Origin of the sequence: Shewanella sp. MF08487 (assembly GCF_050848685.1) — a bacterium.
In the GTDB taxonomy this organism is placed as follows: domain Bacteria; phylum Pseudomonadota; class Gammaproteobacteria; order Enterobacterales; family Shewanellaceae; genus Shewanella; species Shewanella glacialipiscicola.
Window position 1 is genome coordinate 1 of the sequence record NZ_JBOZPB010000027.1, and the last position, 12,410, is coordinate 12,410.

At 43.3% G+C, this 12,410-nt stretch carries 10 protein-coding genes; 2 read left to right on the top strand and 8 right to left on the bottom strand.

Going from position 1 to position 12,410, the window contains the following annotated elements; all coding sequences use genetic code 11:
* The first annotated feature begins 805 nt into the window (after positions 1-805).
* Entirely contained in the window at positions 806-1,876 is a 1,071-nt protein-coding gene (locus tag ACRN9H_RS16370; protein WP_432315151.1) for a porin, read from the top strand.
* A 206-nt stretch (positions 1,877-2,082) separates the two neighbouring features.
* Here ACRN9H_RS16370 and parC read toward each other — a convergent pair whose 3' ends face one another.
* The 7 genes from parC to nudF are packed head-to-tail and all read right to left on the bottom strand — an operon-like array spanning position 2,083 to position 10,050.
* Positions 2,083-4,359 (bottom strand): DNA topoisomerase IV subunit A, encoded by a 2,277-nt coding sequence (parC, locus tag ACRN9H_RS16375; RefSeq protein WP_432315153.1) that lies wholly within the window; start codon positions 4,357-4,359, stop codon positions 2,083-2,085.
* The gene (locus ACRN9H_RS16380) at positions 4,352-5,536 is read right to left on the bottom strand and encodes a PQQ-dependent sugar dehydrogenase (RefSeq protein ID WP_432315265.1); all 1,185 of its coding nucleotides are present in this window, start codon (positions 5,534-5,536) and stop codon (positions 4,352-4,354) included. Before ACRN9H_RS16380 ends, parC begins: the two co-directional genes overlap by 8 nt.
* 48 nt (positions 5,537-5,584) lie before the next feature.
* Positions 5,585-7,471, bottom strand: coding sequence for a DNA topoisomerase IV subunit B (gene parE / locus ACRN9H_RS16385; protein ID WP_432315155.1), 1,887 nt, complete (start codon positions 7,469-7,471; stop codon positions 5,585-5,587).
* Between the two features lie 56 nt (positions 7,472-7,527).
* A complete protein-coding gene (locus ACRN9H_RS16390) occupies positions 7,528-8,103 on the bottom strand; it encodes a YqiA/YcfP family alpha/beta fold hydrolase (protein ID WP_432315157.1) in 576 nt (191 codons plus the stop codon).
* A 36-nt stretch (positions 8,104-8,139) separates the two neighbouring features.
* Complete coding sequence (cpdA, locus tag ACRN9H_RS16395) at positions 8,140-8,979, bottom strand: 3',5'-cyclic-AMP phosphodiesterase (protein ID WP_432315158.1); 840 nt, start codon at positions 8,977-8,979, stop codon at positions 8,140-8,142.
* A 15-nt stretch (positions 8,980-8,994) separates the two neighbouring features.
* Positions 8,995-9,435 carry a DUF1249 domain-containing protein gene (locus tag ACRN9H_RS16400; protein WP_432315160.1) on the bottom strand — a complete coding sequence of 147 codons (441 nt, stop codon included), beginning with the start codon at positions 9,433-9,435 and terminating at the stop codon, positions 8,995-8,997.
* A gap of 12 nt (positions 9,436-9,447) precedes the next feature.
* The gene (gene nudF, locus ACRN9H_RS16405; RefSeq protein WP_432315162.1) at positions 9,448-10,050 is read right to left on the bottom strand and encodes an ADP-ribose diphosphatase; all 603 of its coding nucleotides are present in this window, start codon (positions 10,048-10,050) and stop codon (positions 9,448-9,450) included.
* Positions 10,051-10,292: 242 nt separating this feature from the next.
* Here nudF and tolC point away from each other — a divergent pair, with 242 nt between their 5' ends.
* Complete coding sequence (gene tolC / locus ACRN9H_RS16410; RefSeq protein ID WP_220773800.1) at positions 10,293-11,600, top strand: outer membrane channel protein TolC; 1,308 nt, start codon at positions 10,293-10,295, stop codon at positions 11,598-11,600.
* A gap of 100 nt (positions 11,601-11,700) precedes the next feature.
* Here tolC and ACRN9H_RS16415 read toward each other — a convergent pair whose 3' ends face one another.
* Complete coding sequence (locus tag ACRN9H_RS16415; protein WP_432315163.1) at positions 11,701-12,408, bottom strand: TIGR04219 family outer membrane beta-barrel protein; 708 nt, start codon at positions 12,406-12,408, stop codon at positions 11,701-11,703.
* Between the last annotated feature and the right edge of the window lie 2 nt (positions 12,409-12,410).

Genomic DNA, 12,410 nt, shown 5'->3' on the forward strand with positions numbered 1-12,410 from the left:
CCCAGCGTTCATCGGTTAGCATAAGTCTTGGCATGGCTTGAGGTTATGGTTACTTTTGGCGAAGCAAATTATAACGTCTTGCCATGCTGTCTAAAAATCACTCTCGAAAGATCAACAGACCCTAGCCTTATCCATCACAATAAGCATTGATTACTCACCACAGTAACAAGGTCACCACGAGTGCCTAACACCGCCATAAATAGCGAAACACTTAAAATCCACAGCATTATTGGCTATGCCCCCATATGAAAATACTAAGACTATGGTCTATGGTCGCGAGATGCGTTTGTATAAAGTACGATACAAAACTATATAAAGCAGCGGCTTTATAGGAACAATGATTCACCTTGTTAGATATTGATTTAAAAGGGATATCAAGCATAAAAGTACAAGGTTTTTTTGATAAAAACGTGTACTCAGCCGCTTTAGCAGTTCAAACTATCTTCCAAACCATAAATCCAACGCAGATATCACTGATTTGCTAGAGTATTAGTATATGCTACAGTTATTTCCGCCGATGTACCGCTTAATACTATTTAGTCACACCTACCACTTAAGTATTATGTAAATAAAGCGGTTTTACCTCCTTTAGATAAATTTGTCGTCAAGATATGCAAAAATGTCCTAGAAATAGCCCAATTAGAGTCAAGGATAGCCAAAAACATGATCTGTACCACAGCTAAAGAATCGTAAAACTGTAAAACTCGGCCACAACTTTTGTTACCAATATTAAGTAGCAAATGTGTTAAACCACACAAAAACCATTAAAAATGGATAAGAACTTAGGTTCGAGGGAGCACAAAACATGAAAAAGACATTCATCTCTGCATCAGTTGCATCTGTACTGGCATTGGCTTCATTCGGTGCGCTAGCCGAAGGCCCAAGCTTCTATGGTCGTTTAGACCTAGCAGTAACGAATACTGATTCAAGCACTACCCTACAAGGCAGCACCAAGGGCGCAACGATTGGCGAAAGCGGCACTTACCTTGAAAATAACTTCTCATGGTTAGGCGTAAAGGGCTCTGAAAAAGTTGCTGACGGCGTAGATATTATTTACCAAATGGAGTTTGGTGTCGATAACACGACTAACTCAGGCAATACCTTTAACGCTCGTAATACTTTCTTAGGTTTTAAAACCGTTGCTGGTACTGTATTAGCGGGTCGTAATGACACAGTATTCAAACAAGCCGAAGGTAACATCGACGCATTTGGTAACACAAACGCCGATATGGACCGTTTAGTGAGCGCTCAAGCAGGCCCAGGTCGTAGCGGTGATGGTGTATGGTACTACTCACCTAAAATTGCTGATTTAGTAACACTGAATGCGACTTACCTGTTTGATGATAACTACGGTACAACTGAAAGCATGTATGCTGCTAGTGCAACCTTAGGCGATAAAGCTTTTAAAGAGCAAAACTATTATCTAGCCGCAGCTTATAACAAAGCGATTGATGGTGTAGATGCTTACCGTGGTGTTGCTCAAGTTAAGTTGGGTGACTTTACTGTAGGCGGCTTATTCCAAAACGCTGAAAGTATTGAAAATGACAGCCGTGACGGTAACACATACCTTGTTAACGTAATTTACAAACTCCAAAACGGCGTAAACCTGAAAGCGGAATACAGTAAAGACGAAGCTGGTTTTGGTAGCTACTTTAAAAACGCATCAGCCGGCATGATTACTGGCAATTATAAGACCGCAGATTTAGATGACGTTAACATTGATCAAATTACCATTGGTGCTGATTACCGCTTAGTTAAATCAACGCTATTATTTGCACACTACGCACATTATGAAGGCGACTTCACACAAGCGGGTATTAAGCAAGATTTGACTGAAGATGATGTCGTTTCTGTAGGCGTACGTTACGATTTCTAATCTCTAATTAAAGAGATAATTAAAAACCTACTGTAGTCATACAGTAGGTTTTTTTATATCTCTAATCTGACTAGCGATTGACATTCGATAATGAAAACAAAAAAGCCACCGAAGTAAGACTCAGGTGGCTTTAGCGAATCTATTACGAGTTGATATATTGCAGGTGAGTGCATCGCACTCTTGAGCACTTTTAATCCATCAAAGCATTAAATGCTCGCTAATGGCTCGCCGCCGTCACCGAGTTCAACGCTATCGACACGTTGTAAGCCTCGCGGTAACTTGGCCCCACGGCGACCACGCTCGCCACGATAGTGCTCTAAATCGCTCGGCTTAAGTGTGAGCTTGCGCTTACCCGCCCACAGAGTGACCGGAGTATCGCTTGGCACGAGCTGCAAGTGCGTCATTAACTCGTCGCGACTCTTCGCTCTTTCTGTCGGGATGCCGATAATCTTATTGCCTTTACCTTTAGATAACTGTGGCAGAGCATCAAGGGAGAACAGCAACATCCGACCTTCGTTCGTAATGGCTAAAAGTGACATTTCTTTAGTACGATCAATCAACTTAGGTGTTAATGATTTAGCGTTTGTGGATAAACTGAGCAAAGCCTTACCCGCTTTATTGCGCGACACCATATCGTTGTATGAACAAATAAAACCATAACCAGCATCAGTCGCTAACAAGTAGCATTGGTCCTCTTCCCCCATCAACACATGTTGCATGGTTTCACCAGGCGCCATATTAAAACGAGTGGTAATTGGCTCGCCTTGGCTACGTGCCGAGGGCAACGTATGGCTATCGGTTGCAAATGCCCGTCCAGACGAATCAATAAATACCGCCGCTTGATTGCTACGCCCCATTGCGCTGCACAGATATTGGTCACCAGACTTATAGGACAGAGATAACGGATCAATATCATGGCCTTTAGCGCAGCGTACCCAGCCTTTTTCAGATAAGACGACTGTTACGGCCTCTGTTGGGGTTAACTCTTGCTCAGTTAAGGCGCGTGACTCATTACGCAATACTATGGGTGAGCGACGATCGTCACCATAGGTTTGTGCATCTTGGATTAATTCTTTTTTGATTAAAGTCTTTAGGCGACGCTCAGAGCTCAATAACTGCTCGAGTTTTTCACGCTCGGCTTCAAGTTCATTTTGCTCGGCGGTGATCTTAAATTCTTCTAGCTTGGCTAAGTGACGTAACTTTAACTCAAGAATCGATTCTGCTTGTTTATCACTCAGTGAAAAACGTGCCATTAACTCGACTTTAGGTTCATCATTAAAACGAATAATCTCAATCACTTCATCAATATTGAGAAACGCGATCATTAATGCTTCGAGAATATGTAGCCGCGAGACGACCTTGTCTAAGCGATATTCTAAACGGCGTTTAACCGTATCGACTCGGAATTCTAACCATTCAGTTAATAAGGTTTTTAGCCCTTTAACCCGTGGTCGACTATCTAGACCCAGTACGTTTAAGTTAACTCTAAAACTCTTTTCTAAATCCGTGGTCGCAAATAGATGTGCCATAAGCTGATCACAATCGACACGGTTTGAACGGGGCACAACCACCAGACGCACCGGACTCTCATGGTCAGACTCATCGCGTAAATCCGCCACCATAGGCAACTTTTTTGCCAGCATTTGGTTAGCAATTTGTTCTAAAATTTTGCCGCTACTGGCCTGATGCGGCAATGCAGTAATAATAATTTCACCGCCATCAACGGTGTAAACTGCGCGCGCGCGTAAGGACCCGCGCCCAGATTCATAAATTTTTGCAATATCGGCCGAGGGGGTAATGATCTCCGCTTCAGTTGGATAATCAGGGCCCGGTACAAAGGCCATTAATTGCTCGAGCTCTAACTTTGGATCATCCAGCAAGGCAACACAGGCCGAGACCACTTCTCTGACGTTATGCGGCGGAATATCTGTCGCCATACCCACGGCAATACCCGTGATCCCATTGAGTAATATATGCGGTAAACGAGCTGGCAACACTTTAGGTTCTTTTAACGTACCGTCAAAGTTTTCGCCCCATTCAACCGTGCCTTGACCCAGCTCACTGAGTAACACTTCAGAAAACTTAGATAGACGCGCCTCGGTATAACGCATGGCCGCAAATGACTTTGGATCGTCAGGTGCACCCCAATTACCTTGACCATCAACCAATGGATAACGATAAGAAAATGGCTGCGCCATCAATACCATCGCCTCATAACAGGCGCTATCGCCGTGGGGATGATACTTACCTAATACGTCACCAACGGTACGTGCCGATTTTTTATGTTTCGATTGAGCAGATAAACCTAACTCACTCATTGCATAGATAATTCGGCGCTGTACAGGTTTAAGCCCATCGCCAATATGTGGCAAAGCGCGATCCATAATGACATACATGGAATAATTCAGATAAGCCTCTTCGGTGAAGCGCCGTAATGGCATTTGCTCCACCCCATCGAGACTTAACTTGATTGCGTCACTCATCTTTTTCTAGTTCCTGTGGTGCTTCAGTACTATCGCTATTCGTTTCATTTTTGAAGAACAAACGATAAACGTTACCTTTTAAATCATCTGAAATGTACATCACGCCATCATCGGCGGATAACAATGCAAAGGGACGAGCGACGGGGAATTCACCATCGAGGAAACTGACAACCGTTTCACGGCTCACCACTTTTTGATCTTCAATCTTTAGCATAACCACTTGGTAGCCCACTTTACTCGAGCGATTCCAAGAGCCATTTTCGGCAATAAACAACTGGTTATGATACATAGACGGAAATTGACTGCCGCGATAAAAAGCTAATCCTGTTGGCGCCACATGTGCAGGCAACTCAAATACAGGGACAGTAATTTTTAAGTTTTTAGGTCTTTGATAGGCAGGCTCAACAACCGTACTAGCGTGTAAATAAGGAAAACCGTAATGACTACCGATGACATCCACACGATTGATTTCGTCGGGGGGTAAAATATCGCCCATCCAATCACGACCTTGGTCAGCAAACCATAATTTGCCATCGATGGGCGACCAATCAAATCCATTGGCATCGCGTACACCAGCAACAATTTGCTCACTGGCACCAGTATCGACATTAATCGCTATAATACTGCTATAAGGCACTGGGGCTTCACATACGTTACAAGGCGCACCAATCGATACATATAAACGGCCATCTGGACCAAAGTTAATCGCCCGAGAGCTCTTCTTTTCTGAGTAAGGTAAATCGCTATAAACTTCTTTTGGTCGACTTGGACGACGCAACCTTTGTTCGATATCAACAAAGCGTACAATTTGGTTTTCAGTAGCAACAAATAAGTCACCATTGTGAAATGCGATAGCATCTGGTGACGTCATCCCTTTAACAATCACATAGCGTTTATCAACATTGCCGTCTTGATTGGTATCAACTAAAGCGTGGATTGTGCCGCTTTTATGGGAGCCAACAAATAACGTACCATTGGTGCCCATTGCCATCTGCCTAGCATCGCCCACATCCGAGGCATAAAGTGATAAACCAAAGCCTTTAGAGACGGTTATCATTATCGACTGAGAAGCCGCTAAGGCGCTATTACTCGTCAATAACGAACTGCTTATCAATACCAGCAAACAGCTAGAGAGCAAGATTAAGCATCTATAATTATTAGTTTTTTTATACAACATTGTCATTTTATGCCTATGTTTTATTGTTATCGGCAATAGTGCACAACATTAAAGTAAAGCCATGTCACCCTTATCTTCAAGCCAGTTCTTACGGTCTGGTGAACGCTTCTTCGCCAGTAGCATATCCATCAGAGCATCGGTCTCTTCGCTGTCATCTATGGTTAACTGTACTAAACGACGGGTGTTCGGGTCCATCGTTGTCTCACGTAATTGTAAAGGATTCATCTCGCCCAAGCCCTTAAAACGCGTGACTTGTACTTTACCCTTTTTATTCTCAGCAGCAATACGGTCTATAATTGCGGCTCTTTCTGCTTCATCCAAAGCATAATAAACCTCTTTACCGATATCGATACGAAACAACGGCGGCATGGCAATGTACACATGGCCCTGTTCAACTAAGATCCGGTAATGCTTCAAAAATAGCGCACATAATAAGGTCGCAATATGCAACCCATCTGAGTCGGCATCGGCAAGAATACAAATTTTGCCATAACGTAACTCCGAGATATCACTGCTATCAGGATCGCAGCCAATCGCAACCGAAATATCGTGAACTTCCTGCGAAGCTAATACCTGTGAGGCATCGACCTCCCAAGTATTTAGGATTTTACCTCGCAGCGGCATGATGGCTTGAAACTCGCGATCGCGAGCCTGTTTAGCACTGCCACCCGCAGAGTCCCCTTCGACGAGAAATAACTCTCCTCGCATCGGATCTTGGCCGCTACAATCGGTCAACTTACCCGGTAGTGCAGGGCCTGAGGTGACTTTTTTACGGGCGACTTTTTTGGCAGCCTTTAACCGACGCTGCGCATTATTAATGCACATGTCGGCTAACGATTCCGCTAACTCGGTATTCGAGTTAAGCCACAGTGAAAAAGCATCGCGCACCACGCCAGAAACAAAAGCGGCGCATTGACGGCTAGAAAGTTTTTCTTTCGTCTGGCCAGCAAATTGTGGTTCTTGTATCTTCACCGACAAAATAAATGCTGCCCGATCCCAGATATCTTCAGGAGAGAGCTTGATGCCACGGGGAATTAAGTTTCTGAACTCACAAAATTCCCGCATAGACTCTAATAAACCTTGGCGAAAACCGTTTACATGGGTACCACCTAGTGGCGTGGGGATTAAGTTAACATAACTCTCACCGATTGACTCGCCGCCCTCTGGTAACCAAGTAATCGCCCAATCGGCGGCTTCCAACTGTGCCTTAAAGCTGCCAACAAAGGGTTCTTCAGGCAACATCAAATTATCGCCGATAGCGGCTTTTAAATAATCTGTCAGACCACTTTCATAAAACCACTCATGGACTTCATTGGTTTGTTTATTGGTAAATTTAATCCGTAAACCGGGGCACAATACGGCTTTAGCGCGCAGTAGATAAATCAGTTTAGAATTAGAAAAATTCGCCGAATCAAAATAACTCGGATCGGGCCAAAAATGCACTCGGGTACCCGAATTACGGCGACCACAGGTACCAGTTGGACGTAACTCCTCAACCTTAAAACCATTTTCAAAAGCAATATCATATACTTGTCCATCACGGCGTACTGTCACTTCAACACGGCGCGATAATGCATTGACGACTGAAATACCCACGCCGTGCAAACCACCCGAGAATTGGTAGTTTTTATTCGAAAACTTACCACCTGCATGCAGTTTGGTGAGGATCAACTCAACCCCTGGAATACCTTCTTCAGGGTGAATATCCACCGGCATACCACGGCCGTCATCGGTCACTTCAAGGGAGTTATCTGTATGTAGAATGACTTCAATTTTGGTTGCGTGGCCCGCCAATGCTTCATCAACACTGTTATCGATAACCTCTTGGCCTAAATGGTTGGGTCTGGAGGTGTCGGTATACATACCTGGACGGCGTTTAACAGGATCGAGTCCGTTGAGAACTTCAATGGCGTCAGAGGTGTATTGATTCGTCATAGGGCACGCTATAGGTTGTAATATCCGGCCATGTTGCGGCTGTGGATGTCGGTTTGTCAAGGTAACTGTAAAAATTGGCTTACAGTTTGCAAGTGCGATGCATAACCCATAAAACTATGGTCGCCTCCTGCTTCAATTCGTAATTGACAGTGATGATATTTATTTAGTGCTTCACGATAATCGAGCACTTCATCACCTGTTTGCAATAATACCAAAAAACGGTCCGGATTGCGGATAATAGCGGTATTAAATTCAGCAACTTCCGCTTTATGCTCAGGTAGGACGACATAATGCTGTTTTGTATAAGGATTAAATTGTGGCCCCATAAATTCATCAAATAATTCAAAGGGTTTTACCGCTGGATTAACTAACACCGCTTTGCCACCATAGGTTTCGGCTAAATAGCTAGCAAAATATCCGCCTAACGATGAGCCTATGTAAGCTAATGGCTCTTTGGCATCGATAGCCGCCTCAACATAAGTGGTTAACAGAGCCATGGCAGCCTTGGGTGTATTGGGTAATTGGGGTTGATGAAAGGCGATTAAAGGATGATGTTGCGCCATATACTTAGCGGTTATCACTGCTTTGTCTGAAAATGGTGAACTATTGAATCCATGAATATAAAGCAGCATATATACCCAAATATCCTCAGGCTGCGGCTATTATGGTTAATACCCGCTAGAGTTGTTGTCGGGGGAAAAAAGGTTACCCGGTACGCGATACACTTTAGTGCTGATGCTACCATCGGCCTTCAGCTCCAGCAAACGATAACCCGGCTGGATACTATCTAAAGCAAAATAAGGTGATAGCGGTTTAAATTGAATACAAGTGGAAGGTGTCGCCATCAACTGTAGGTTGCCATGAGGCCCCTTGTGATGGGTATCGATAGATTGATGAACGTGCCCCCAGAGTAATCCTTTAACCTGCGGATACTGGGCCACTCGCGCTAAAAATTCGGCGCCATTGTCCATACAGTGCTGATCCAGCCAAGTACAATTAACTACGATGGGATTATGATGCATCACCAACAAGGTGTGCAAATGAGGATGCGCCGCAATAGCCTTATCAATTAACTCAAACTGACAATCGGCCATATTGCCACCGGGTTTTCCGCGCACAGTCGAATCTAACATGAGTATTTGCCAATTGCCCGCCAGAATTCGCTGCTGCCCAAAAATCTGTTCACCTTGCATATGCAAATACATGATCCGCGGATCATCATGATTTCCAGGCAAATAATGACAAGGTAAACCAACAGGCTTAACGGCTTTTACAAATTGTTGGTACGATTCAGCTGAATAGTCTTGGCTCAAGTCGCCAGTAGCAAGCATCAAGTGAGCCGGATAATCCACAGCTCTAATGGTATTTAGCACAGCAGCCAAACTCTTTCCGGTATTGACCCCTAAAAGCTGAGCTTCAGGATCGGCAAAAAGGTGCGGATCAGTGATCTGCACTATACGTAAACTTTCTCCTTCAGTTATGGAGTAAGAGACAGCCTCTTTCAGCACATTGAATACCCAATTCTAAGGTTGGCACACTACGCTATATTGGTAACCAATCTTTAATAACTCTTCCAGGAATGCATTTACCTGGTACTTTTCATCACTTTGATACATACGGACATTTGGGTAATCATACACTGGGCGTAATTGATAAATCTGCTGACTAGTTAACACTTCTGCTAATTTAGCATCATGATAAATTCTCACTAACACCTTGGGAGTATTGATAAAGTCTTTAATAGCCAGTGGGCGTGATATCTCAACTAATTGAGTATATTTGGTATTTTCTAAAATACGCATTACTAATATACCAAACTCGCCTTCGAGGCGCCATGATTCACCGACAGCAATCTCTAACGGTAACCATTTCAACATATGACTATAGTTACGCCCGCACAGCGCTAAAAAGTGGCTAACGTTGGGTTTATAGCGTTGTTTTAACTGTAGATTCGAAGCTGTCAAATTATTCCCAACTTAACGCAGTTGTTGATAGTTTAATTGTAACCATTGCAATCCAATCACGGTAGAGGCATTGTCTATCTCACCGTTAAGCATACTATTATAGGCTTGCTCACGGCTCATGACATGCAATCGAATATCTTCATGCTCCTCAGCTAATCCATGCAATCCACGGGCATTACTCGAGTCGATATCAGCCCAATAGAAATAGAAACGTTCTGTGCTACCACCAGGACTCGCCAAATAACTATTAATAAAATGCATACTGTTAGCGACAAGACCGGTTTCTTCGAATAACTCGCGGTGGGCAACATCCACGGCCGTTTCTTCGGGTGCAATCATACCCGCGACGAGCTCCATAAGCCAAGGAGATTTAGTGGTTGCTAATGCAGGAAAGCGTACTTGTTCGATAAGCACTATCTTATCTTGTTTAATATCATAGGGCAGCACCACAACAGCATGACCCCGTTCAAATACTTCACGGGTTACCGGCTGACTCCAACCACCGGCAAATAATTTATGTTTAAAGGTGTACTCATCCAGTGAAAAAAAACCTTGATACAAGGATTTTTTCCCTATGATCTCAATATCTTTTTGCGAAAAAAAAGCGGGTTTCATGCTCTATCCTCAAAAATTAAATTTGCGCCTATAATCAAGGCAATTTGACACATTTTTAAAATAAAATCTGTTACACTTCGAATTTGACTTGAAAGCGTTAGAGTTCTTAGAATCTAGGTCATTAAGTTTTAGCTGTATCGGGAAGCGTCGGGAAGCGCAAACCGCCTTGATAAAGGCATTACTAGTCTAAACAAAGTTAAAATGTTCTCCCTTGGGGGGATTTTGTCTAATAAGGACAGCAAATGAAATTTAAGATCCATACTTTATGCGCAGCATTAACGCTTGCGGCCTCTGCTTCAGTGGTACAAGCTGACGATTTACTGCAGATTTATCAACAAGCACTGACAAGCGATCCACTGGTATTACAAGCTCAGGCCCAGCGTAATGGTTTGTTTGAAGAAATCGAGCAAAATCGCGCACCTTTGTTGCCAACCATTAGTGCTAACGTCGGTTATGACAAAGCATGGAATGATCCAAAAGTTGATACAAGCGGTCTAGTCGGTAGTCTTACATTAAATCAAGTCATCTATGATCACAGTGCTTGGGTAGGTTTAAGCCTAGCTGAAAAAGCCGCATCTCAAGCCGATTCAGCTTACGCATCAGCACTACAAAACTTGATTACGCGCATTACTAAAGCCTATTTCGATGTGTTAACGGCTAAAGATAATTATGAATTTCAAGGTGCTGAAAAGCGCGCCATCGAACGCCAATTAGAGCAAACTAAACAGCGTTTCGCGGTAGGTTTAACAGCCATTACCGATGTCCATGAAGCTCAAGCACAATATGACTTAGCCTCAGCGACAGAAATTTTAGCTGAAAACAGACTGGCTAATAGCTATGAAGCCTTACGTGAAATCACCGGTATCGATCATAAGACCATTAATGTATTAGATACTAATCGTTTCTCGGCTGTCACACCTGCGCCTGCATCATCGAGTGAGTGGTTAAAAATCGCTGAAACCAATAGCATAGATCTCATGACTCAGCGTATTGGTAAAGATATTGCCCAAGAAACCATTAAGCTATATCAAGCGGGCCACATGCCATCTTTAAGCTTAAATGCGGGTTACAACAAAGGGCTTGAACAGAAAACTGGTAATATCAACGATCCTGATTTCGATAATGTTAACGTGGGTGTTAACTTAAGCATTCCGATTTTTGAAGGTTTTAAAGTCAGTTCACAAGTTAAGCAGGCGCAATTTCAATATGTAGAAGCGAGTGAAAAACTTGAACAAGTCTACCGTGGTGTAGTGAAAGATGTTCGCAATAACTACAACAACGTCGGCGCATCGATAAGCTCAATCAAGGCTTATGAGCAATCAGTATTGTCATCAGAAAGTGCGTTAAAAGCCACTCAAGCCGGTTTTGAAGTGGGTACTCGTACTATCGTTGACGTATTAAACCGTACCCGCGACTTGTACGATTCAAAGCGTCAATTATCAGATGCACGCTACAGCTATATCAACTCGATTGTGGCACTAAAGCAAGCTGCTGGCACATTGAATGAAGATGATGTTATTGCTATCAACAATGGTTTAAAAGCCGAGTAATATCGCTCTCGATATTAAAACTTGCTTTGAGACTTATTTTTGAGACATAAAAAAACCGCCAATTAGCGGTTTTTTTATGTCTAAACCCTAACGTAAAGGATTAGAAGTCGATTTCTACACCAGCAAAGTATCCCTTGAATGTAGTATCTGCACTCACACCCGAGAAATTGCTCACATCAAATAGAAACTCACGATAACCCACACGAACGCGTGTATCGACGGTCACGCCGTCAAATTCCCAGCCAAGACCAACTGCATAGTCATAGACACTTGACTCGCTAGCGCCAACCATCAAATCTGCAAAACCAAATAAGCCTATACCAGGAATACCCACTTCACCGCTGGCGTAACCCATGATGATACCATCATCGATATCTTTCTCTTCTGGACGCAAAGCAAGCTCTTGGGTTCGAAATGAACCGTGCATTAATTTGTAAGCAGCACCTAGGTCTACTGACACTATGTCGTTGTCCAATATTTCGTAATACAACACGAAATCCGTGTTACTCAGATCGGTAAAAGCCTTCACACTCGAACTAGAAGTATCACCTTTTTGATCTAGGCTATTTTCACGGATTTTGATATTAGGGATAAACGGTAACGGATGCTCAAGCGCAACCCAATAACTCCCCTGTGCAGATGAGCTATAAGCAAAGTCTTGTTGTGGTTGGCCTTTATTAGCAAAGGTACCATTAGTATCTGCATACCAATAATCACCACCCACTTTAAAACCAAGTACGGTCGCCGCTTGAGCTGACGTTGCAATACAACATCCGAGTATCGCACTAACGAGAAGAGTCTTTTTCATAA